Source organism: Ensifer sp. R1-3 (assembly GCF_056739175.1).
The window spans coordinates 566,476-590,622 of sequence record NZ_CP096516.1; the positions used below are offsets into that span (position 1 = coordinate 566,476).

17 protein-coding genes and 3 pseudogenes are annotated in these 24,147 nt (G+C 58.4%); 5 read left to right on the forward strand and 15 right to left on the reverse strand.

Features of this window, described 5'->3' with window-relative positions; all coding sequences use genetic code 11:
- The first annotated feature begins 188 nt into the window (after window positions 1-188).
- Window positions 189-1,685: a glycosyltransferase family 2 protein gene (locus M1D43_RS20055; protein WP_024311915.1), complete on the forward strand. Its 1,497-nt coding sequence runs from the start codon at window positions 189-191 to the stop codon at window positions 1,683-1,685.
- Window positions 1,686-2,930 (forward strand): polysialyltransferase family glycosyltransferase, encoded by a 1,245-nt coding sequence (locus tag M1D43_RS20060; protein WP_024311914.1) that lies wholly within the window; start codon window positions 1,686-1,688, stop codon window positions 2,928-2,930. It begins immediately after the preceding gene.
- A gap of 495 nt (window positions 2,931-3,425) precedes the next feature.
- Here M1D43_RS20060 and M1D43_RS20065 read toward each other — a convergent pair.
- From M1D43_RS20065 to M1D43_RS20075, 3 genes and pseudogenes are all read right to left on the reverse strand, one after another.
- A pseudogene (locus tag M1D43_RS20065) lies at window positions 3,426-3,914 on the reverse strand (IS630-like element ISRm2011-2 family transposase); the annotation flags it as partial.
- An 80-nt stretch (window positions 3,915-3,994) separates the two neighbouring features.
- A complete protein-coding gene (gene ltrA / locus M1D43_RS20070) occupies window positions 3,995-5,254 on the reverse strand; it encodes a group II intron reverse transcriptase/maturase (RefSeq protein ID WP_498814443.1) in 1,260 nt (419 codons plus the stop codon).
- Between the two features lie 544 nt (window positions 5,255-5,798).
- A pseudogene (locus M1D43_RS20075) lies at window positions 5,799-6,256 on the reverse strand (IS630-like element ISRm2011-2 family transposase); the annotation flags it as partial.
- Between the two features lie 153 nt (window positions 6,257-6,409).
- Here M1D43_RS20075 and M1D43_RS20080 point away from each other — a divergent pair.
- A complete protein-coding gene (locus M1D43_RS20080; protein ID WP_127621920.1) occupies window positions 6,410-7,483 on the forward strand; it encodes a calcium-binding protein in 1,074 nt (357 codons plus the stop codon).
- A gap of 148 nt (window positions 7,484-7,631) precedes the next feature.
- Here the strand turns inward: M1D43_RS20080 and M1D43_RS20085 are convergent, their stop codons facing one another.
- Window positions 7,632-9,206: a calcium-binding protein gene (locus M1D43_RS20085; RefSeq protein WP_024311912.1), complete on the reverse strand. Its 1,575-nt coding sequence runs from the start codon at window positions 9,204-9,206 to the stop codon at window positions 7,632-7,634.
- 345 nt (window positions 9,207-9,551) lie between these two features.
- Here M1D43_RS20085 and M1D43_RS20090 point away from each other — a divergent pair, with 345 nt between their 5' ends.
- Entirely contained in the window at window positions 9,552-9,833 is a 282-nt protein-coding gene (locus M1D43_RS20090; RefSeq protein WP_127621928.1) for a hypothetical protein, read from the forward strand.
- A gap of 389 nt (window positions 9,834-10,222) precedes the next feature.
- Here the strand turns inward: M1D43_RS20090 and M1D43_RS20095 are convergent, their stop codons facing one another.
- The 11 genes and pseudogenes from M1D43_RS20095 to lsrA form a co-directional block, all read right to left on the reverse strand.
- Complete coding sequence (locus tag M1D43_RS20095; RefSeq protein ID WP_498814445.1) at window positions 10,223-12,109, reverse strand: HAD-IIIC family phosphatase; 1,887 nt, start codon at window positions 12,107-12,109, stop codon at window positions 10,223-10,225.
- 35 nt (window positions 12,110-12,144) lie between these two features.
- Window positions 12,145-12,396 (reverse strand): acyl carrier protein, encoded by a 252-nt coding sequence (locus M1D43_RS20100; RefSeq protein ID WP_498814446.1) that lies wholly within the window; start codon window positions 12,394-12,396, stop codon window positions 12,145-12,147.
- A gap of 60 nt (window positions 12,397-12,456) precedes the next feature.
- Complete coding sequence (locus tag M1D43_RS20105; protein ID WP_127522731.1) at window positions 12,457-13,686, reverse strand: TonB-dependent receptor; 1,230 nt, start codon at window positions 13,684-13,686, stop codon at window positions 12,457-12,459.
- A gap of 3 nt (window positions 13,687-13,689) precedes the next feature.
- Entirely contained in the window at window positions 13,690-15,258 is a 1,569-nt protein-coding gene (locus M1D43_RS20110) for an MBOAT family O-acyltransferase (protein WP_457812850.1), read from the reverse strand.
- 381 nt (window positions 15,259-15,639) lie between these two features.
- Complete coding sequence (locus tag M1D43_RS20115) at window positions 15,640-16,107, reverse strand: VOC family protein (protein ID WP_127635143.1); 468 nt, start codon at window positions 16,105-16,107, stop codon at window positions 15,640-15,642.
- 170 nt (window positions 16,108-16,277) lie between these two features.
- Window positions 16,278-16,808: pseudogene (locus tag M1D43_RS20120) on the reverse strand (capsular polysaccharide export protein, LipB/KpsS family); the annotation flags it as partial.
- 263 nt (window positions 16,809-17,071) lie between these two features.
- Entirely contained in the window at window positions 17,072-18,322 is a 1,251-nt protein-coding gene (locus M1D43_RS20125; protein WP_127635142.1) for a class II aldolase, read from the reverse strand.
- Between the two features lie 65 nt (window positions 18,323-18,387).
- The gene (gene lsrB, locus M1D43_RS20130) at window positions 18,388-19,419 is read right to left on the reverse strand and encodes an autoinducer 2 ABC transporter substrate-binding protein LsrB (protein WP_127635141.1); all 1,032 of its coding nucleotides are present in this window, start codon (window positions 19,417-19,419) and stop codon (window positions 18,388-18,390) included.
- 2 nt (window positions 19,420-19,421) lie between these two features.
- Complete coding sequence (locus tag M1D43_RS20135; RefSeq protein ID WP_015008398.1) at window positions 19,422-20,435, reverse strand: ABC transporter permease subunit; 1,014 nt, start codon at window positions 20,433-20,435, stop codon at window positions 19,422-19,424.
- Window positions 20,432-21,463 carry an ABC transporter permease subunit gene (locus M1D43_RS20140; RefSeq protein ID WP_088195428.1) on the reverse strand — a complete coding sequence of 344 codons (1,032 nt, stop codon included), beginning with the start codon at window positions 21,461-21,463 and terminating at the stop codon, window positions 20,432-20,434. The genes M1D43_RS20135 and M1D43_RS20140 overlap by 4 nt, the downstream gene beginning before the upstream one ends.
- Window positions 21,456-22,958 carry an autoinducer 2 ABC transporter ATP-binding protein LsrA gene (gene lsrA / locus M1D43_RS20145; protein ID WP_017272198.1) on the reverse strand — a complete coding sequence of 501 codons (1,503 nt, stop codon included), beginning with the start codon at window positions 22,956-22,958 and terminating at the stop codon, window positions 21,456-21,458. Before lsrA ends, M1D43_RS20140 begins: the two co-directional genes overlap by 8 nt.
- A gap of 240 nt (window positions 22,959-23,198) precedes the next feature.
- Here lsrA and M1D43_RS20150 point away from each other — a divergent pair, with 240 nt between their 5' ends.
- A complete protein-coding gene (locus M1D43_RS20150; RefSeq protein ID WP_498814448.1) occupies window positions 23,199-24,146 on the forward strand; it encodes a sugar-binding transcriptional regulator in 948 nt (315 codons plus the stop codon).
- Window position 24,147: the final 1 nt, after the last annotated feature.

Below are 24,147 nucleotides of genomic sequence, written 5' to 3' on the forward strand. Positions count from 1 at the left end.
ACCGGAGGCATTCTCCGCGCCTAAGAAAGAAGGGGTCATGACGCGGTGTTCCTTGGAAAATTAATCGTTTGTCACATTCCTGTCGGAGTATTGCTGCAGGGACTGCAATCGGAATCGGTTGACAACCGAAAGTAGATTAGTAGTTTGCGCCGCAATTGCCTTCCCAAGGCGTTTCCACAGGACATCCGATGCACAGCCTCGAAAACCCGTTCAACATAAACTCGGTTCGGCCTTTGAACGATCCGAAAGAGTGCGAGAAGCTCTACATCAAAGAAGTCAACTATGTTCCTTACGCCTTTGGGCTAAAATGGAACTACGCCGACTACGAAGCGATTGTTTCCCGCTTTTATCAGGACGATAACATTGGGGCCTTTAAAAGGGCGCTCTACCTCATAGACGCTATCGGTGGCACGCAAGCTGCATACGAGTTCACCAATACAAAGGGACGCTTCAAGTCTGTCCAACTCGGAGAGGTCCAGGATCAGGAATTACTTCTCCTGCTTCTCAAAGTCTTAGGCGAGGCGAAGGCGTGGCCGGAGTTCGGCTTCGTACTGAACCTCCTCTGCAGCGGTGCCGGCAGAGCCATGCCGCGTGGCCTTGGCAATCCTGACCTCTATGTCCACGCATCTCTAAACGCGAACATTGCTGCGCACCTCATAAGCGACGGCGCAACCGCTGGAGAGGTTGGAGGCTTGCAGGACACTGTACTGCTGGATGTCCGTGACGGCTCGGTGGTCTTCAGGGATTGCTTCAAGAACGAAATCGATCCAGGCGGTCGCGCCAAGCCGGTAATTGTCGCGATGATGCGCGTCCGGAACGAGGCGGCGACGATCAAGTTCGCAATCGAGGCGATCGCCTCGCATGTCGACCAGGTGGTGATCTTCGACGATCACTCCAATGACGACACGGTCGCTCGGATTGAAGAGTGCAGATCCGACGGGCTCCCCATCGACTTGATCCGGGCCGATGCTTGGTTGTTCAATGAGTCCCTTATCCATCAAATTCTTGTCGATCGCGGTCGCGAATTGGGTGGAACGCACTTCATCCAGGTCGATGCCGATGAGGTATTGTCGGATCAAATAACGCCGGGCGTCCTAAGGGCGATCATGTCAGCGATGAGCCCCGGAGATATTCTCGCACTCCCGTGGCTGAACCTGACCGCCGACATGGGAGCATACTACTCAGAAGACCGGATCGTCGGCCTTTTGCCTTCACGAGGACTTAAGAAATTCAAAGACGTGGGGTTTGCCGACGATGGCTTCTCACAATTCCCTGAATGGCAGTATGCGCATGTGAACGTTGCGCCGTTCACCTACACGAGGAGATTCCTGAGCCTTAGCGACAGCATATCGCTCTACCACCTGGAGCAGATAAATCTCGTGAATTTCGTCGCCAAAAAAGACTGGTACCGCGCGCGGGCATTCGACCAAAACAAGAAGCTGCCCGTCGACCCTTATTTGGACATCCGGCTGCAGCTGTTGCAAATGCCGGATTCGACAAGACCGCTTGAGGTCAAATCCCGTCGCGTGGATAAGGTGAACGACCTGTTCGGCGCCCTAACAGAGTGGCGGATCGAGTCGAACATGACTGCTTGCGACAAATATCCGGCCTTGCGACCGCATATGTATATCGACTATGGGCACTTCAGTACGTCCTTGGCCAACAACATTTCGGAGAAGCGGTAAATGTTCGGAAGGCAGAAGTACCTCGCTCTATGCGACAAGGCATCGCAGATCGTTCAAATTGCATGCATGGCAGAAATGTTCGCCGGGGGTAAGGGCGCCATCCAATTGGGACGAGCCGGTCGGGATCTGATCGTCGTGCTGGTCGATACACTCGGAAATAATGCCACCGCAGCCGGGCACCTACGATCGGCTCTGGATGAACATGGCTTCCTGGAGGCCTCCATCGTCCATTATGATCGAGGCGACAGCATTTATAAGGGCGATTTTTCGAAGACAGTCGGTATCGAGCGCGTCATTGCCGATATTCGAAGAAGGCATCCGAAACGGATTGCCGGCATTTTCTGCGCCCTGCTTTCGCAACGCTTTGTCAAACTTCATTTGGATGCCTTCCCTGCAGCGCCTATTTACATGCTTGAGGATGGACTTGCGAGCTACCTTGAGATGCCAATCAAGGCCTGCGCCAAGCTGTTTCATAACTACGCCCACAAGGGCGATGTGCTGGCTCACCTGAAACGTGTCAGGTTAGCGAACCTTCCTCTGACAGAAATCGAAGCGCCGCGATCGCATCTGAGAAAACGCTATGTTCAGTTTGATCTTGGCCAACGGCAACTCGTCGAAATGAAGGCTGCCGAGAAGTGCTACATCGGTCTAAACGACGAGCGGCGCGCAAAGATGCATGCTGCGTTCATCGATCATTGGAAGAAGCGTGCCCGAGATCTGCAAGGCGAGTGGCGACCGCAGGCAATCGTGCTCGGTCAAAACTTCTCCGACTTCTGTAAGGGGTTCTATTTCAGGGATGAGATAGAAATGTACGCCGAGACTTGCCGCCGCTTGTTCGAGGTTTGCGACCGCGTCATGTTTATTCCGCACCCGAAATCTCCGGCGCGCCTCGCGGATATAATCAAAGAGAGCGTTGACGGTGACCTAGTCGTTCATCGTGACTCTTCGGTACCGGCGGAAGCCTTCTTCCTCCTCGATGAGCCGCCGCAATACGCTGTCGGGTATTACTCAACCGCCATGTGGAATATCAACGAGATTCTTGGCGGCGAAACGTACACCGCGCTAGGATGGTCCACACGTCAGCTTTATGCCGGCTTGCAGCACGATATCCAGCGCCAAGCTTACCGCGCCGCAAGGCAGAAGTTCTTTCCGCTGGAGAAGCTGGAAATCGACCACAGAGCAGCGCGGCACTTTGCAGTCGTAGGTGACGTCGGCAGCGAAGAACTCTTGGCCGTGGCTTCGTAGGCTTTCGCCTTCTCACGTCATTCAGGTCCGCCATTTCCGCGAACAGCTGTTCCGGGTGGCCCTGGATGGCCGCGATCCTTGCCGGTGAATTCGTGCGAAGTTGGGCGACGAGTGTCAGGTTTAGATCGCCCGCAACGAAGTTGAAGAACAGCATGTGGGGGCCTTCTCGTCGCCTTGGTGCGTCCCAACGTGGATGTTTTCCGCGACAATCGCCCGCTGCTCTCCCATCTCAAGGGAGTGTTGTTAAAAACGTACAGGAGCCAAGCCACAAACTCGTGGCTGTCGCCATACTCAATCTCGACCGCAGTCAGGGCTCCGGCGCTCCGGCGTCGTCAGTACCGTGAACAACCAGCATCTCGTTTTCAGCGACCACGGTCGCGGAAATTGGCGGGTTCAGTTTCATTTTATTGCTGCGGTTTTTGAGCGCTGACCCTACTCGATCCACGGCGAAACCTAAAGGCACAATAACGCGCCGTGGGCTAGAGCGGTATGTATTTAAGCCCGTTCATATCCCGCCTCTTTGAAGTAGGCTGCGCATTCCTGTGGGGTGACGGCTTGGAGAATGTGGCGCAGTTCGTCATGGATTGCATCGCGTGATCTGGCCTGTGCCTCACGCAACCAGTGCTTGATTTTGGCGAAGAGCTTTTCGATCGGATTGAGATCGGGGGAATATTTCGGCAGAAAGAACAGGCGGGCGCCGGCCTTACGGATGGCGGCGCGGATCTCCTGACCCTTATGGGAGCCGAGATTGTCCAGGATGACGATGTCGCCGGCTTTGAGTTCCGGCACCAGAACTTGCTGGACATAGATGCGGAAGCGTTCGCCATTGATCGGGCCATCGAGGATAAAGGGAGCGCTGACGCGGTCGGCCCTGAGTGCGGCGACAAAGGTCATGGTGTTCCAATGGCCGAAGGGGGCGTAGCCCACCAGTCGTTCGCCGCGAGGCGCCCAGCCCCGCAGCGGCGCCATGTTCGTCTTCGTCCAGGGGTGAGTAGGCCGGAGGAGTTTCACCAGCCGGCCTCTCGCAGAACGGTGCGTGAACCTCTCGATTCACACCGCTCCCATCAGGTAAACGTGTTCGTTCCGAACGCCTTCCAATGCACGAACAGCCCCGGATTTTCCCGCGCCAGCTTTCGCAAGAAGAGGCTGGCGCGTGTCTTATGGGAGTGAAAGCGTTTGAACTTTCGCCTGATCCAAGCCCTGAGTTTCTGATTAACGTAATCAGCCAGAGTGGACAGGGCCGAACGACTGTACCGTCCATAGTAGGCAATCCATCCCCGAAGGAGTGGATTGAGCTGTTTGGCTATTTCGGCCAGCGTCCCCGGCGTCTGCCGCGGGATGTTCAAACTTTTGATCGTTGCCCGCATCGACTTGAGCGCCGTCGGACTGACCGCAGGCGTGTAGCCACAGAAGAACTCGTCCCGCTGTGTGTTCGCCACCCGTCGCGGCCGGAACTGATACCCGAGAAAGTCGAACGTGACATTCGGATACGCCTCCCTGCGCCGTTGATCCTTGCAGTAGACAATCTTGGTCTTTGTCGGATGCATCTGAAGTCCGCACGCTGCCAGCCGAGAACTCAGCTCCACCTTGAGGGCTTCGGCTTGTTGCTCGCTCTGGCAGTGAACAAGACCATCGTCGGCATATCGACACCATGGAAGGTCGGGATGCGTCCGCGTCATCCAGAGATCAAATGCATAGTGCAGAAAGAGATTCGCCAAGATCGGGCTAACCACGCCTCCCTGTGGGGTACCGCGTGACCGCTCGATGACTTCTCCGTTCTTTTCCATAGGCGCAGTCAGCCATCTTTCGATGTAGAGCAGAGCCCAGTTGCATTTGACGTCTTTTCTGACCGCCTTCAGCAAGAGATCATGCGGAAGATTGTCAAATAGCCCTTTGATGTCGAATTCCAAAACCCAATCATACTTCCAGCACCGCTGACGCGTCACTCCGACGGCATCCAGGGCCGATTTTCCCGGCCTGTAACCGTAGGAGTCCGGAAGAAAGAGGGAGTCCAAATCCGGCTCGATCATCTGCTTGACCACCATCTGCGCGATCCGATCGCTGACCGTGGGCACACCCAAAACCCTTTCGCCTCCAGCCTTCTTCGGAATGGAGACGGCGCGCACCGGCGGCGGGAAGTAGGTTCCCGAGGACATCCGATTCCAGATCTTGTAGAGGTTTGCTGCAAGGTCTTTCTCAAATATCTCCAGCGTCTGCCCGTCCACCCCGGCCGCGCCACGGTTGGCTTTGACCGCTTTGTAAGCTTCGTACACTCGACGTTTCTCAATTCGAAACGGCTTGTCTGTCGTACTTTCCGAAGTCATCCTGTTTCCAGTTGTTTCAAACAATACGACGGCCTGATCCGCCCCCTTTGCTCCGACCCCATTACAGGGTCCTCGACGCTCATACGGGGCGATCCGCCCCAGTCTCCTGCATCGGTACTCTCGCCTTGCGGTTTGCGCCGCTTGAGCTTCTCCCTTGGCATCAGGAGCCTGGTTCCTGCAGTTCCGCGTGAAAGCCTATGTCCAACTCACGCCCCCTCTACGCCGGTCGCCGCCCGCCCGGTCATCAGGCATCTGGCGGACTTGTCCCAGGATGACGAAACGGTCCTGGTTTCGACGACACTTACGTTCATAACGACGCGTCCTCGGAGGGTTCACTTTCGTTCGTCTTTTGGACATGCACCTGCTCGGATCTCGTCCGAACGTTTCATCCGACGCTCACCACCACGGCTCTTTACCGCAGCAGCTCGGACTGGTTTGAGACCCGCTCCTGAAAGCCGATCCCGGAGGGCCGTCCCCCATCATTCACGCAGCTTTACGCCACGGTCTTAGTTCATGTTGAACTCCTTCCGTGCCTCTGCAGCACACTCTCATCGATGAAAACGAGGCGGGCGGGATCAATTCCGGGGCAGTGCTTCAGCCATCGTGCCCGGTGGCGGGCGACGTCGGGCCGCTCCCGTTCGCTGGCGACCAGCGTCTTTTTTTATAACTCAACCCCTCTTCGTGCACGAAGGTCCAGACGGCGCGATAATCCACCTTCAGGCCGCGCTCGCTCAACTCGGCGACAAGTCCGTGCAGCGTGAAGTCGCGCTCGCGGCAGCGGCAAAGCAGCCAAGCCCGGTGCGGACCGGAAAGCTTGCGGGGCTTGTGCCCACCCATCTGGCCGGGTGCGGCGCTGCCCGTCTCGCGAAACCGCCGCACCCAATCGATCGCGGTGCTGATGCCGATGCCGAAGCGCTTGGCCGCTGCCCGGCACGATAGGCCCTCGCCCGTCACCGCATCGACAACGCGTTCCCGAAGATCATTCGAAAAAGGTCTCGCCATAAAGGCCGGCCTCCTTCACCGGCCTGAATGGTGAATCTGATTTGCGCAGAAAAAGGAATCCCCTTTCCGATTCCGCCTAAATGCATCCCGCTCTAATTGCCTGCAACCTAAAACTGTTCTATGCCTGCGAAAGTTGGGCTAGGGAGCAGGCAAATGGCAAAGCTTACGGTAGCGTCGAATTTTAGCTTCAATCAAAGCGATTTCGACTTCAGCAACCTCTATTATGGGGCGTCATACACCCGGACATCGACGGTGTTTCGGGTCAATTATTCTGACGGCACGAGCGAGGAATTCCGCGGGTCGGGGTTCAAATATGACGTGTACGGGGAGCCCTACGGCGGCACAGTAAACAGCTATTCAGGCTTCTACAATGGGCAGCGGCTGTTCATTGTTGAGGGCACTAGCGTGGCCGTTGCGGAAATCGTAAATGCTGCTAGTACCTGGAGCACGTCTGACGATGCCGGCGTCATCATCAACGCCCTAAGCGGCAACGACACACTGACGGGCGGTGGCCTGGCCGATGTTTTGATGGGCTTCGACGGCGACGACACCGTGAATGGTAACGGCGGCAATGACACCCTTTACGGCTATGATGGGAAAGACTGGATCATTGGCGGCGCCGGTGGTGACCGCATTGACGGCGGAAACGGGAGTGACAGCGCCTCGTATGTGACCTCTCAACGGGGCGTCATTGCCAGTCTCGCAAATGTATCGGCCAACACCACTGATGCCGCCGGCGACACGTACTATTCCATCGAAAACCTGATTGGTACGAACTATGGCGACCAGCTCTACGGGAACAGTGCTGGCAATGGCCTAACTGGCGGCAACGGCAATGATTCCGTGGCTGCTGGGGATGGGAACGACGCCATATATGGCGGGGCTGGTGCAGATCGTCTCTGGGGTCAGGGTGGCGCAGACCGCTTCCTTTTCAAGTCAGTCGCCGAATCTAGCGGCACGCTGGTAGATACCATCTTCGATTTCGTTCCGAGCAGTGGTGACCGCATCGATGTGTCGGCGATTGATGCCAGTGTAAACACTTCCGGAAATCAAGGATTCACATTCATTGGCACCGCCGCCTTTAAGGGCAGAGCCGGAGAATTCCGTTATGTCAAGGAAGCTTCGGACACGTACATTTACGCGGACGTGAATGGCGACAAAAAAGCGGATTTAGCGATCCATCTCGATGAGGCCGTGACGCTGACCAAAGATTTTTTTATCCTCTGATCGCAAAGCAGCTTCGGCGGGTTTTTTATCGCCTCAAGGTCAGACACTTCCTCTCAACGAAGGGACAGATATATTTAGATCACGGAGCAACTCGCAGAATGGAACGTCCCAGCAAGGGACGCTCCTTTAGCGGTCACGTCTCGTATTCTTATACGATCAAGAAATCGCCCGCAGTGATCGCGAGGTTGGTGCCGACCGTAGCGAAGTGGACTGAGCCGCCGGCGGCGTTGCCATTGCTGTCATAGTAGAGGTTGCCGGTGTCGGTCTCGTAAATGATGCGGTCGGTCGCATCGGCCGCCAGACCCGTCGTGTTTTTGGCGAATTGCCAACCGCTCAAACTTCCGGTGCCTACGATGGCAGTGAAAACGCTATTCTCCAGCCGGATAGTGTCGGTCGGAGCATCGTAGTCCGTGATGGTGTCCACGTTCGTTGCCGCGTTCAATGCAGAGTTGAAGAAGAAACTATCGTTCCCAACGCCACCCGTCAGCGTATCGTTACCGGCCGCCCCATTCAGAGTGTTGCTGCTGGCATTCCCTATTAAGACGTTGGCCAGAGCATTGCCGGTCGCGTGGGTTGCCGACCCAAGCAGGGTCAAATTCTCGACGTCTCCCAAGACCACCGCGATGTTCGCGAGGTTGAAGGAATTGACAGATTGGACCGTATCAATGCCGGAGCCACTATCAGCGTTCTCATCGATAATGTCGCTGTTGCTGCTCACGAAATACGTGTCGTTTCCCTTTCCGCCACGCATATTGTCGGCGCCGCTCCCACCGTCGAGAATGTCGTTTCCGGCAAACGCGCGAATTGAGTTAGAAGCCGAATTCCCGACGATCGTGTCTTTAAAGTCAGTGCCTCGCACATGCTCGATGTTAGAGAGAGTATCCTGAGATCCAAAGCTGTCGGTCGTAACGCCGGTCGCGAGATTGACGCTGACTCCCTTTGTAGCGCCCCTTTGCACGTCACGATCGTATCGGATCGTATCTATGCCCGCGCCACCGTCAATTGTGTCGCGTCCGCCAAAGCCCATAAACGTCTCGTCGACCGAGGACCCGATCATCGTATCTGAAAACTGCGTACCTCTGAACTCCTCGAAATTCTGGAATGTTTCCGAGAAACCGAATTGGTCAATTACCGTCCCGGCGGTAGCGTTTAGATCTATACCTCTTATTGCTGTTGGGTTTCCATACGCATCCTGGAAGTTCAGAACATCAACTCCGGCTCCACCGTCGTAAGTGTCATCACCGCCGCCACCGGTAACAAGATCGTTGCCGGCATTGCCATTCAGGACATCGTTTCCAAGGTGGCCTACAATTTCATCGTCGCCGGCAGACCCGTTGAATGTATCATCGCCACTCAGGAGCCAGCTTTCAAGTCCAGACTTGTCGAATCCATCGGCAGCGTCTTGGAATAGTTCAAGTGATAGGTCCAGGCCGGTTATAGTCTGCACCAAGGCCGTTCCGTTGTTCAGAAGGACCTCGATCGATGTCACTGTCCCGCCGACGGCGTCTCCGTTCGCGTCGAAACTGAACCCCGTGCCGACCAATTTCAGTTTGAGGCCGTTGTCCAGGCGATAAAGCACGTCCGTGCTGGTGGTCGTGGAGCGGCTTGCCTTGCTCATGTCCACAAGTTCAGCGAAGGAGGGGTTGACGCTTATGCCGGTGAGGGGTGGGTTGTACTGGTTAGGATAGAGTCCTGCTGGGAAATGATACGTAATCGTCGCCATGCTTTCCTCCAGGGGCCGGGAGCTTCCGGCTAAAAATGAATATTAGAATGAATAAAAAAAGGATGCACTTACGGGCAATTATAGGTTGCCATAAATACCAGACGACAGTTCTGCTGTCACATAGCCTATTTGGGTAAGGGTTAGTCGATTGCCGCTGATGTGTCCGCGAGATTTAGCGTCAGCCTGCCTCGAGCTATCCCACTTACGCTTTCAGTCAACGGTGCGATGACCACCTTCTGCCGAGCTAGTCCAGGGGCCTTAAGGCCACTGTGATCGGCTTCGCCGGAAATACCCACCGACCTCCGTGGCCTAGCAACCGTTTCCTTTTGGAGTGTCCGATCACGTATTTTCGTCGGTGAATGCATTGTCGCGAAAAAGCTTGGAGAGGACCCTGAACTCCTTCAGGCGATCGTCAGCAACGACGACAATCTCTCCTACTGCAGTATCATCAGCGTCTACGATGGCACAGACGAGGCACTCACCGCTCTCACTGACGATGGGGTTGACGAGCTGAGACAAATGCTCGCCCATGCTCGCCGCACCGCTGACGAATGGAACGACTTCCTCGAAGCCTTCGTCGATGGCGAAGAGCTCATCGCGCGCATCAAAGCGAAATCTCCGCGGTAACAACCGGGCGGTTACAGTCGACCTGACCGGAGCCTGACAGAGAAATAGCGAAAGCAAAATTCAGCGAAGAGGTGACGACCGTCATCGTGTAATGCCTCGCCTGCTTCGACCCGGCTTCGATCGTCGTCGATGCGGTCACGAAGGATACAGCGGACGATCACGCACCAGTCTGTAGAAGGCTACCATCCGACGAAGAAGGCCGGCAGCAACCCGGCAGCGAAGCGGAAGGTGCTGCTCGAAGACCCGCAAGACCTTCCTCGAGGATACGGCGACCATCGCCATCAGCCATCGGGGCGGTCCGGCTGCGCGCTCTCCAACGCAAGGCAGAGAACCGGGCAAGGTGCCGCGGCGTCATTGCTTGAGCATGCCGGCAATGAAGGAGGAGACAGCTACACACACAGGTTTATGTTCATGGACACGGGATGGGGTTCGTACTTCGATATGGCGCAGACGAAATCCACTGACCCGTTGCCATTCGTTCCCGCGAGGTCGAAGCCAAGCCGCGGATAGAAATCCGACACCATTGCGTTGCGCTCTGTTGGTACGTAGCGCCCGCGAATGCTGACCACACCGGCTGATACCGCCTGCTCGATCAGGCTGTTCATCAAGCACTGTTCGACGCCCCGCTCAAGGACGCGGCAAGATTGCAGCCAGGTGTCGATCTCCCATTCGGAACCCTTCTTGAGGACAATGACGACTCCGATCGTGCCGTGCTGCGCAAACTTATCGTCGAGCCTTATCTGCCAACCGATAAAATTTGGGTCTCCCTGCATGCGCCGAACGTCTTCATCGTTGTAGCGGCGGGTGGTCAGGTTGAACTGGTTGGACTTGTTGATGAGTTGAACGATGCGTGGGCGGCCTACCTCGTCGAAGGGTGAGATGGTCATCCGCATCTCTAGCGACTTCAGATACTCCTCATAATTGCCTACCCGCGCGCGGATCTCCGCAACTGCCGCACGTCCCCCGTAGCTGTTTGCCCGCGCCAGATCGTCGGAGTTCAGTGGCAGATGGTCGAAAAGGCCTGACCCCGCGACGCGATCGATGAAGAAGGACGGATCCTCGCCTACCTCAATTGTGGAAACGAGCGGAAGCTCCCGTCGGACGCGTTCGCGTTCGGCAGGATTGTCGTCAACATAGGCAAGTGACTCAAGACCCAGGCCGAGTTTTTCGGCGATCGCACGAATATTAGTGGCCTTGTCGTCCCAATTGGCCTGAAACACGGCGATGTGCTCTTCTTTTAACAGCATATCAGGGTGCCGCCGGAACGGCTCACGCGCAACGGCATCGGTGTTTTTCGAACAGACGGCGAGGACTACTCCGCGTTCCCGGAGCCCCAGGACGAAGTTTTGGAACGCGATGAAGGCCTCTCCCTCTGCCGAATTCTGGCCGATCCGGATACCAGCAAGACCGTCGTCCCCAATGACGCCGCCCCAAAGCGTATTGTCGAGATCTAGCACGAGGGCGCGGGCGCTCTTGCCGGACTTGGCCGCGAGGAGAGAAGCAATGTTGTCCGCCGCCAGTGGGCAGAGCTCAACATTGAAGGGCACCTTCGCCGAATGATAGGCCACCGGGTCGAACCAGCGCTCAATGCCGATCCGTGAAGCAAGGGCGGCTTGGTCCCACATCAGCCACCGCCCCTCAGCAGCGCCATCACCAAGCATCATGTTGACCCGCAACCGGAACCGGGCGATCGAACCCGGCGTTGCGATGTCTGCGGAGGTCAGTTGTATGCACGGGGGCAGCGTCGCAAAGATTGCCGGGCATCCGGTCTTCGATCGCGCCGCCTCGGCGATCGCGGAAGCGATCCTTTCGGCCTCAAGCACAGCCTCATCCTCCGCGACCCTGTCCAGCAGTGGACTTTCCCCGTGAAGGGCGCTCTCATCCAGAACGGCAAGCACGGCATCGAGTCCTCGCTCGAAGCAATTTCTGGCGGAGAAAGCGAAGCCCGCCACCCCGTCGTACGGCGCTTCGTGCGCCGAGATGAGGAGACCGCGCGCCAAACCTGCAGCACCCAAGGGGTCGGACAGATAGCTCAGCGTCCGGTTTCCGAGGAGGCCGAGCTCGATGCGGGTGAAGCCGTTTCCCTTAGTTTTTCCCAGGCGCTTGGCAAGGCGCTCGATCCTGAGCTGTTGGCGTGGTCCCAACTGCTGGTTTGCAACCGATCTGGTGGCGGCGTAGTCAGGCATCTCGCCACCGGCCGCAATCGCCTCGAGCTCAGCCACGCGTGCGGCCCAGTTCTCCTCAAGCGGCGGTCTCCACGGAAACATGGTGTGCATAGGGATGTGCCTCCCCGCGCGGGGGTGCTGATGATCTATTGGTTCTGCTTGCGCTTGACCGCGGCATCGATAAGGCTGCCGAGGTTCTTGAAACCTTGCACCTCCGCCGTGCTGAAGCGGACTGCGAGCTCCTGCTCGATCAGAACCATCAGTCTGACATTGGACAGGCTGTCCCATTGCGGAACGTCGCGGGCCGTCGTCTCCAGCGTAATCGGCCCGTCGTATTCATCGAACAGCTCACGGATCACGTCTGCGACTTGGGATAGATAAAGTTGATGGTCAGACATTTGTTCAACCTTGATTTGACAGCAGTTTTTGGCCGCCGACAGCGCTATGCGGTGCGCGATTCATTTCCTTGCAGTTCGTTCGAGATAACTGTTTCGAAGCCGATAATTCTTCACCTCGGTCCGGATTCGGCGCTCATAGGCCTCGACGTCTGCCGCCGTAAGCCTGTTTTCGCCCGTCGAAAGTGACGTAAGCGTTCGCCTGAGTAGCCCCGGGTTATAGACGTGCCCAGGATCACGAAAGTTGCCGAGGTCACCGGCAATCCTGGGGTCATCATCCCATGCAAAGACGCGCACATTTGGCAGGGTGTCTATCGATTTGACAAAGCACCGCCGCGACAGCAGCACCTCATCCAGCAACGTCGCGCTTATGTCGCTCATGCGAAAATAGTAATTGGCGTAGGAGAGGATGGGCATGATGACGTCGACCTGCGCGCCCTTCTCGACGAATTTCCGAATTCTCGGCACGAGCTGCTCATTCACGGCATTGAAGCTCGCACACGTCCTGCCGCTCGGGGCGTCGACAACCGATCGATACTCTTCGATCAGGCCCTGCAGTTCAGCCATTTGGGCGGGCATCTGAAAGGAGCGGTATTGCCTCTCCGTGAACTTGGCGTACCTTTCGTCGTCTTGCGCTTCGTAGCTCGTTTCCCCCAACAGGACCTTCCATGTACGCCGCAACGATTTCAGGTCGACCATTCGGATGTCGTCGCTGATTTGCTCGTCATAGAGGTACTCTGGAAAGCCTTGGCGCATCTTTTCTGAATCGAGAATGTACATCCAGTCAAACGTGATGATGATCCGCTTGGCCTGCGCGTTGATGGCGAGTTGATCGAGAACGATGTCGCGGTCCATCGGTCGAGGCCCGCCATAGCTGAGATTGTAGGCTACGACACTTCCGCCCAGCGCTGCGGATATGTCATCGGGGGAATACATGGCCGTGGTCGAGCCGCCGACAAGAAACGTGTTGATTCCCGATTGCTTCGAGACGACGTCTACCCACCGCACGACGACATCGCGCGGGACGTCATTGCGCGTCAGTTTGAGCCTCGCTCCCCAGCGGTAGATGTCGTATGGATCCGTCGCAATGACGATCGTCACGATCGAAAGATACCCCAGCCAGACAAGGCAAAAGGTCACGATCATTGGAAGGGCGGCGCGCCAGCGTGGCGAGAAGCTTGGCTTCTTACGGAGCGTACCCCTCCGGCCATGCACATGCTCCGCTCCCATCCACCGACCTGCGGCCGACGGTAAATGTGGATTTGTCGACGCGACAAGCATCTTTCCGATCATGGCTTAAAATCCCTGATAGAGGAAAGGCGGCTGCCGCGAGACATAGTGCAGCGACGAGATGGTGAGGATGGCGGCAAAAGCAGCCCAACCCCAGGAAGGTCGCCAGATGTTGCGCAGGAACGCGAAGCCGTAGCTCTCGTTTTCATAGGTCATCATGGCCGGCCGATAGCGGCGCATCAGTTCCACGGCGTTTGGCATGAGATAGATGATTGAAAATGCACAGAACAGCATGAGCACGGGCTCACGCATTTCGAAGGCCGATGGGGCATCGAGTGATGCGCCGAACATCTGCGCATAAAGATGAAACGCGGCACCGACGCTTTCGGAGCGGAACATCGCCAGGCTGAAGCAGATCAGCATAAAGAATATGACCCGTTCCACCAGCAATCGGATGAACGGCGATGTAACCTTGCACATGCGCTTGTATTTCTTGCTGCCCCTTATCTGCGCCTCGGCCGCAGACCAAACGCCTTGCATCAGGCCGAAGGCCACGAAGGTCCAGGCGGCGCCATGCCATAGGCTGAGAACCTGAAAGTTGATTAGCATCGGCAGCCAGAGGCCGAGGATCTGTGTCGGCAGCGGTGAAAGCCGATGCACCGCGCAGTAGCGCGTCCCCGCGATTGAAAGCGGCGTAAATAGGAAACGCGCGATCACGCGCGTCAGAGTCATGTTCCAGCGCCGGTAGTAATCGAGGATACCATTGGCTTTGAACGGCGAATAGAAGTTGAGCGGGTATCGCAGACCAAACATGCGCGCGAGGCCGAGCGCCATGTCGGAATAGCCTGAAAAGTCAAAATAGAGCTGCGCCATGTAGGAGAGAGCGCCGATCCAGGCATGTGCGGGATCCATCACCGCTCCGGCTCCGGCAGCACCAAAGACAAGATCGACGGTTGGTGCAATATTGTCGGCGATGACGACCTTCTTGAACATGCCGATCGAGATGAAGGCGAGTCCGACGGCGATATTGAGCGGGTCGAAACTGATGAACTTCCTGGATTTTACCTGGGGATGGAATTCGTGCAGATAGGTAATTGGGCCGATGATCAACTGCGGAAAGAAGCTGACGAAAGCGCCATAACGGCAAAACGCCCAAAAACCGGACCTCAACGAACGAGTCCCTTCGAAAAATTCGACCACGCTCTTTTCGCGAACATAGGCATCCGCCAGAAAGGCCGCCTGATGGAACGTGTAGAATGAAATACCAGCCGGTATCGCCACGCCGGCAATATCGGTCAGGAAGTCATTATTGTCGCCAAGAAGAACTGTAACGATCTTGTATTTGAAGTAGCACAGCGAGGCTATGTTGTATCCTTGGCCGCATCCATACAGCACTCTGCGGTATGGATTACTGTCGTCCATAGCAAGAAGCGCGTTGGATACCCCGAAATTGACAAGCAGGGCGACCAGCAGCAGAAATACCGACGATATGCCGTAGGGAGCATAAAAGATAATTGACGCCGTGAAAATGACCAGTAGTGCCTCATTCCTGCCTCGCGTCAAAAGCGCAAGGTAAAACGCAATAAGTGTCACCGGCAGGAAGAGAAATAGGAAGAGTGGATCGATAAAGATCATATCAAACCCAACCAATGTCAAAATTGGTCCGCAGCCACTTATCTGAGGCTGCGAATCCTACATGTGATGTAATTCGTCTGTGTCTTGCGCTACCAACGCAGCTCGCTACGGAGCCTGAATAGCAATAAATTTTCTGGCGGCCATATTTGAGGCCGCCGAACAATTAAGAGACAACTATAGGTTACGCACCGAACCACGAGGGTTTCGGCAGAGCCTTCTATCGCAGCTAAAAATCAGGGGTAAAAAAGCACGCATTTAACGAGATGTAAATAGGATAGTAATGCCTTCGGCCTATGTGACGGCGATTTAAAATCAAAGTTCAAACCTACGGCGCCTTGACGAAAATGCGTCGGCACCGCTCTCCTGAAGCCGGTGGTCCTTTCACCCCCAGCCGTTGAGCGGCGCGAGCGGATCGCCTTCGGCGCCCTCCACGGTCGCTCTTGTCATGAGTTCGACAACCAAGCCTGCCCGAGTGACTACGAAAGCAAGACGCCTCTTGAAAACCGCGCCATAGCAGGGCGCAACCACCACCATTGCGCCATCTGCCTCGAGTTTCGCCACGTCGTCCTCCAGACTGTCTGAGAACAGGCAGACGTGATCGAGTCCTCCGCCCTTGGCCAGCCGACTCGCGACGGGATTCGGCCCGTCACGCAACGGAGCCACCAGTTCTATCGGAACACTGTCGAGATAAATAAGGAGCGCGCAGGACACATTCTGGGCCGGATCAATTGCAGGCGGCACAACCAGCCTGGCTCCCTGCTGCGTCCACGTTTTCAGCGCACGATCCATGTTCGGCACGACGAACCCATAGTGAAACACTTTACGCGGATCGAAAGTGATATCTGCCATAGCTGGAGGCCCTGCTTGGGGTTAATGGCCCACGAGACGTTAGCCGACCCGGCGCAGCTGCGCGAGCGATTTCTTGCGGAGACTCCGCAGCGCCTTCGAGAGCGGCAGGCTCTCTGTCATGAGCTCGCAAGGATGCGCCACTTCGGAGGTGTCGGACCTTGCGGGCGAGCGCCCGCGGCGGGGTTCGGCTGGCGGTCGTTCGTCAAGCCCCTATCCGGAGTAGAAGGGACAGGCCGGCGGTGGTAACCCCTGATGCCGCGCAGGAGCGCCTCGAAGCCCGCAAGCGAGGTGATCGTGTTGACGTGGTCGACGGTGCGCATCGGCGGGCGAGCACGTCGGGATGCGGCTTGTAGAGGATCTGGGCATCCGCTTGCTCGCAAGCCGCGAGCCGCACCAAGGTCATTGTTGGTCATGCGGCTGAGACAGGCGTACCGGATTGAAGCATGGTCCTCCACCTGGCCGGCGACCAGCACCCGCTTGCGCGTCTTCTCGCCGGGACCTCCTCGCCGTGCGCTGACGCGCGCCATTATGCTGCTGATGCCGCTTTCGGTGAGAAGCGCGATGCCGGCGCGCGCACGAGCCATCAGTGCCGGACCCTCGTAGGTCTTCAGCAGCTCTTCGAGTCTGAGGGAATGTCGGCAATCGAAATAGAGCGCGGTCGAGCGGCAGGGAGAGGGCAGGGAGAGGGGAGGCGTGCGGCTGGTTCGCTCGATAAGCCAGCTAAGCGACTCCACGCGGGTTCTCGATTTCTTGGCTCCGCCACGTCGATCAGATCGGTGCCACGATTGGGACCCCCACTTCGATCACGGAGATGCAACCATCAATTGGTTCGGAGGCGATTACCTCTTATGGGTCAAAGTATGCGATCGGTGCTCCAGGGAGGACGGAGCAGTCGATTCCTCTTCGGGGAGGCGAGAACATCGATCGTGCCACTTTTGGCCGGAAGATCGGTGCGGCCAGATGGCTATACCGCTATTTTCAACTTCGCCTGTTCCAGCGACCAGTACTCCATGTCGAAGAGATCTGCCTCGCTGATCGGAGTGAAACAGCAATAGGCTTCCGCAGCGTTGATTGCCCGCGCAGCCTGTTCGCAGAGATCTCCGCCAATTTTGGCCGCCTTGGCATTCGCGCCGATTGCGAACATGCCTTTCCCAAGCACCAGAACGACGCGTGGATAGACGTCTAGTATCCGTTTCTGCTCGTTGGCGCGGGTCGCGTTTTTGTCAAAGTAGGCCCTGTAGCGGTCCGCATAAGCGGCTAACGCGCTCTCGATTGCGCATTCATCCGCATCCGCCCCGATGATCATCGGCCAGGGCTTGATGCGGATTACGTGGTCTGGCGTGACCGTGCCGCGCAGACTGATCGCCTCCACATTCGGCTTCGATGTGAGTTCGCGGATCGCTGCAGTCGAACGGTAATCGAGGAAGACACCCTTTGCGAAGGGCGACCCTTCCCGCATCAGTGCTTTTTCCAGCCGCTTAGCAAGCCCCGCGTCTCTCTCGCCGTCATTGGGCTGCGGGCCCGTCAACGCCACGCCGGCGCGGGCGAGTTCCTGCTCTGCCAGTGTGACGAATTCGATCATCAGCTCATAGGAGGCACGGGCATCGTTTGCGAAGGTGAAGAGGCCGTGATTTTCCAGCCATAGACCCTCGCAACCCGCATGATTGCGATTGATGCGGTCGGCGGCGATGGAAAGATCGAAGCCGGGCATCACATAAGGCACATAGGCGAGGCGATCGCCATAGATGCGACGAACGGTGTCGCGCATGTTCGGTTGGTCGGCGAGCGCCAGGACCGCTGTCGCATGCGTGTGGTCGACGTAGGCAAAGGGTATGAAGGCGTGCAGCAGCGCTTCGACGGACGGGTTCGGCGCGTCCTTCTCGATGAGGCTGGCACGCAACAGTGAAACCATGTCCGGGTCTGAGAGTTTCGGGGTGTTACGGGCTTCGAGCAAAGGCGCGAGGCGCACGGCGGGCAGGCCCGGTGCCTCGATCGTGTCGAGGTCCCAGCCGCTTCCCTTGATGTGCATGAGGTCCTCTCCCTCGGCAGACCTTACCTTGACCGAGGTGTTGCCGCCGCCGTGCAGCACAAGGTCCGGGTCGCTGCCGATGATACGGGAGGTGTAGATGCGAAGGCCGAGGGCCTCGCTCTGTCCCGCGGCGCGTGCCGCCTCTACAAAACGTGCTGCGTCCTCGTCGTTCCAGCGGCTTTCCATGCGAATTGTCCTGTCGTTGAATGATGATCGGCGGGCAGCCGAAGCCGCCCGCCGCTTATGCGTGCTCAGAAGTCGAAGTTGCCAATGTTTTCCTTGGTGAAAACGGTGCGCTCCGGCAGCAAGATGATGCCGTTGCCATCGGCTTCGTAGTCGTAGCCCTGTACTTTGTTGGCTGAGACTTCGACGGTACCGACGCCGGGGATCTCCAGCTTCTCACCGACCTTCATTGGGCCGTTCTTCAGGACGTGATCGGCAACGAAGACCGAGATCTTGCCTTGCTGCGTGACGTCCCAAAGGCCGAAGCGCTGTATGGTGCCGCGCTCGATATAGGGCCGCATGACGTTTGGCGTGGAGAAGCCGACGATAGTGACGCCCTCGGCGCGCTTCAGGTTTTCCGCCGCCTGCGCTGCTGCCGGCAGGGCGTTGGCGTCGGGCGCGATGATCGCGTCGAGGTCAGGATAGGTCTGCAGTATGCTTTCGGCCGTCTGCAGCGACTTCTGAGCGTCGTTGTAGCCGTACTGGGTGGTAACGATTTCCCAGCCCGGATGCTCCTTAGCGATCTTCGCCTTGGCAGCTTCCGCCCAGGCGTTCTGGTCGGTCACGGTCGGGCTCGAGTAGAAGAAGGCAACCTTGGCCTTTTCCTTCTTCACACCCTCCGCCGCCATGTCGACCAGAAGGCTGCCAAGCTGCTCAGGCGTGCCCTGGTTGATATAGTAGCTGCGGCAATCCGGGTTGACGTCGCTGTCCCAGGTCATGACGAGCACGCCGCGTTCCATCGCGCGCTTTAGCGCCGGGCACAGGCCGTCCGGAGAGACGGAGGAGACGATAAGTGCGTTGTAGCCCTGGTTGACGAAATTGTTGATGAACTGGACCTGCCCGGAAACGCTCGGCTCCGTCGGGCCGTCATAGGTGACCTTCGCGCCGACTTCCTCGCCCGCCTTCACCGCGCCGGCGCCGCCGGAGGTGAAGAAGCCGACACCCACCAGCTTGGGGATGAAGGCGATCTGGTTTTCCGCATGCGCAGCGCCCGAGGCGAGCATGGTGCCGGCCAAAAGCGCCGCGGCGAGGGCGCTCGATTTCATGATGGTCTTGATCATTCTCATTCTCCTCCTGAAATGACGGCCGCCCGGTTCTGTTTCTGTTGCCGGGCGACTGCGATGAAATCGGCCAGCATCGCGCTCGCGTGGCGCAATGCGACCGCGACGACCAGCAACCCTCCCGAAAGTGCGCTGGAAATCTGGCTGGGGACGCCGGCCGCCTGCAAACCCTGCTGCAGGTAACCGATGACGAAGGTGGCAAGCAGGGTGCCGAGGATGGAGCCCTGACCGCCATAGATGGAGGCGCCGCCGAGTACGGCCGCGGTGACGGCTGGCAGCAGCGTCGCCGAACCGAGGTCGACGCGCGCGGAGCCGAAATAGGCCGACATCACGAGGCCTGCGATGGCCGCCGAAACGCCGGTAATGACATAGGTGAACGTCTGGACGCGGCCCACCGGGATACCGGCGAAACGGGCAGCCCTTTCAGACTGGCCGGAAAGGAACACGGTGCGACCGAAGCGAGTGAAATGCAGAAGGACGATGAGCACGAGCGAGAGTGCGAGGAAGAGCGCCAGAGGTGCCGGTAGCCCAAGGAATTCGGCATAGCCGAAGGCGTTGAAGGCCTCCGGAAAGTTACCGATGCCCTCGTAGCCGCCCGCGCCGACGAGACCGGAGGCGACGGTCGCCGTACCCTGGAAGAGATAGAGGCTGCCGAGCGTGACGACGAGCGGCTGTATCTTCGCCAGGTGGATGACCGTGGCGTTAAGGAGCCCGCAGAGCGCGCCGGTGACCAGAGCGACCAAGATGGAAAGCGGAAGCGGCACGCCGTAGAATGTCGCGACGCCAAACATGATTGCAGCAAGTCCGATTACTGAGGCGAAAGACACGTCAATGCCGCCGGCAATTATGACAAGCGTCAGCGGTAGGGCGACGATTCCGATCTGAACGAAGTCTGAGGTGCCGTAGATCAGGTTCGTAAGATTGAGGAAGCGCTGATTGACGAGACCGAAGATGAGAAGTTCTGCGACGAGCATGGCAAAGAGGGCGGTCTCCCAGCGGAAGATCAGCTTTTTCATCGGCTTGCCTCCACATTGCGCGCCGTCGTCGTGTCACGGGATTGTGTTCGGCCGCGCTCGTGGACCCCGTAGCGGCGGGCACGGATGCGCCGGTCGATAATCTGGCGGATGCGGCCGTCGAGCAGCAGCACCGAGAGCAGGATCGCGCCTGCAATGAAGTCGTTCCAATAGGCCGGGATCTTCAAGAAGACGAGGGCGCTGTCGATCGAGGTGATAAAGATGACGGCGGTGAAGACGCCTGCGACGGAACCGGTGCCTCCGAGAAGGCTCACGCCTCCTAGCACATTGACGGCGATGGCCTTCAGTTCGATGCCGTTGCCGGCCTGATTTGGGATGAAGCCGATCTGTGCGGCGAAGACGAGGCCGGCGAGGGCGGCGCAGACGCCCGTTGCGACGAACGCGGAAAACTGCACCAGCTTAACCGGTACACCGAGATGGTGGGCGGCCGCGCGGTTATCGCCGACGGCGTAGAAATTGCGGCCGAAACGCGTCCTGCGCAGTACGATCCAGGCGAGCGCAACAAGTGCCAGCACGACAATCGTGAGGATGGAGAAACCGAAGCCGAGATTGGCGGCGAGCGCCTTCAGTCCCTGCGGCAGGTCCTCGATCCAGCGCCCACCCGTGAGGACGAGCATGATGCCGCGATATAGACCAAGCGTTCCAAGGGTGGCGACGATGGATGGAATGCCGAGATAGGCAACCATCAGGCCGTTGAAGGCCCCGGCGACAGCACCGGTTGCAAGGCAGAAGGCGATGGCGAGCGGCAGGCTTACGCCGGCTGTGAGCGAAAGGCCGAGCACCGCGGCGCTGAGGCCAAGCACCGAACCGCTCGACACATCGATATTGCGCGTCAGGATGACCATCATCGTCCCGAGCGAGATCAGCATCAGGACGAGGCTGTTGGAGACTACCACCGAGGCGGTGGCGCCGGACAGATAGCCGGGCGCGGCCGTGCCGATCGCGGCGTAGGCGACGGCAAGCACTAGGATGAGCGTTGCGACGCGATTGCGGGAAAAGAGATCAAGCATGGCGGCCCTCCGAGGCGCCGAAGGCGAGGCGGGCGATGGCGTCAACTGAGATCTGGTCCGTGAGTTTGCCGCCAGACTGGCCGAAGGCCATGATCTCGACCCGGTCGGCAAGCTGTTCGATCTCGTCGAAGTCGGATGAAATGAGGATGATGGCGACGCCGTCCGCGGCAAGCCGGCGGATGAGGTCGTAGATGTCGTTGCGGGCCGCCACGTCCACGCCGCGCGTGGGCTCGTCGAGGATGAGCACCTTGGGCCGAGCTGAAAGGCATTTGGCGAGCAGCACCTTCTGCTGGTTGCCACCCGAAAGACCGCGCGCCTCCTGGTCGGCGCCGGTGCACTTGATGCCCATGCTCGCGCGGAACCCATCGAAGACCTTACGCTCGGCGCCGGGCCGCAGAAAGAAGGGCAGGCGGTGCACCAGGTAGGACGAAACGTTCCAGGAGAGCGGTGCCTCAAGGAAAAGGCCGTGCTGCTGGCGGTCTTCAGGCAGGTAGACGAGGCCGAGGTCGATGCATATGCGCGGTGAGCGCTTTTTCAGTTCCGCGCCATCAAAGACGACGCTGCCCGCCATCTGCGGCCGAAGGCCGAAGAGCGTTTCGGCGAACTCCGTGCGTCCGGCGCCCACGACCCCGGCAAGGCCGAGGATTTCGCCGGCCCGCACGTCGAGGCTGATATCGCGGAACCCTTCGCCGCTGAGGTCGTGCACGCTGAGACGCGGCTTGCCGATCTGCGAAACCTTGCGGCCCACACGATTCTTGTCGGCATCATCCGCGATCTGCACCCGGCTCATCGCGTCGATAATCTCGGCGTCGCTGTAGCTGTCGAGCGGCCCGCTAAGCACGATCACACCGTCGCGCAGTACGCTGATTGTGCCGCAGATCTCGCGAATCTCGCGCAGCTTGTGCGAGATGAAGAAGATGCCGACACCCTGGCTCTGGAGTTTGCGCACGCGCTGAAAGAGGGCGCTGGTCTCGAAGGGGGTTAGCGCCGAAGTCGGTTCGTCGAGTATCAGCACGCGCGCGTCACGCACGAGGCCGCGCAGGATTTCGACAATCTGCCGCTCGGCGACTTCAAGGGCGGCGGCCTGCACGTCGAGGTCGAGCGAGACGGAGAGCTCGGCGACGAGTTGCTCGACACGCGGCCTTAGCGCGCGGGGAGAGGCTGCAAGGCCGAGGCAGATGTTTTCCAGGACGCTCTGGTTGGGCAGGATATGCACCTCTTGCGGCACCAGGTAAAGCCCGAGTTTCTGCGCGAGCGCCGGCGATGCATGGGTGAGGGCGCGGCCGTTGATCTCGATGGCGCCGGCATTAGACGCAATGACGCCCGACATGATTTTCATGAGGCTCGACTTGCCAGCGCCGTTGCCGCCGAGAAGCGCATGCACCTCTCCCGCGTGTAAAACTAGGGAAACACCTTTCAGCACCGGAACGGCACCGTAGGACTTCCAGACGTCCGTCAGCTTCGCGACCCTCCCGGCCACCGGGCTCCCAGCCATTCCGCACCTGTTCATATGTAATTCATGGAAGTCATGTGATCACATAGCTCAATTGTCGTCAATATGCCCGCCACGTGATGAACGACTACAGGAAGCCAGTGCGTCGCTCGTAACTCGGATTAGCTGCGCAAAATCAACAGATTGGAGCTGGGAAGAATATTTCGCAGGCCTGACGCGTTGACGGATCAAAAGTTTTATTGGTATTCAAATGATCAGAAATCGACCGAGGGAGCCGCTTGCATGGGGTCGGACAACGGGGAATGGAGTTATGCCGACACGGACGAGGAGATCCTCACCCGTATCGCTTGGTATTACTACAACGACGGTCTGACGCAGAACGAGATCGGCGAGAAACTCAACATGTCGCGCATCAAGGTGTCGCGTCTTTTGGAGAGCGGCCGACGCTCCGGCATTATTCAGGTGCGTATCAACTCGAGATATCAGGGCTGCCTGGCGCTCGAGCGGCAGATCAAGGAGCGCTACGGGCTGTTGGAAGCCTACGTGGTGCCGCAGCTTCCCGATCAGGATCCGAGTGATCGGCTGGGTCAGGCGGCCGCGCAATTTCTCATGCAACGGCTTCAGCCGGACGACCTTCTCGCGGTCGGTTGGGGCGCGACTGTGAGCAACACGATCCAGCGGCTTGGCCATGTCGCCAACGAGCGCAATATTGGCCTAGTCAGCCTGACCGGCGGCGTCGGCACCTATGTCGACGGCATGCGAACCGCCAATTGGGGCAGCAGCGTTCATCTCGTACCGGCGCCGCTCGTCGTGCGCGACCCGGATGTCGCACGCAACCTCTCTTCCGAACCCGCCGTCGCCAACTTGCTCGAAATGGCGCTCAACGCGAGTTACCAGCTCGTTGGCATCGGTGAACTTTCGGCCACCTCCACTGTCGTGCGTTCCGGCTATGTCAGCCCAGATGAGGTGGAGCCGTTGCGCCGCAAGGGCGCCGTCGGCGACATCCTCTGCCAGTTCTACAACGAATGCGGAGAGCCACTCGAGTTGCCGCTGCACGATCGAGTGATCGGCGTGAAGCTCGCGGCGCTGTCGCGCGCGGAAAAAGTCGTGGCGGCGGCGGGTGGCATCCATAAGGTACAGGCCATCCATGCAGCGCTTTGCGGAAAGGTCGTCGGCATCCTCATAACCGACGAGACGACCGCGAGCCGCCTCATCGAGCTCGAGGACTGAG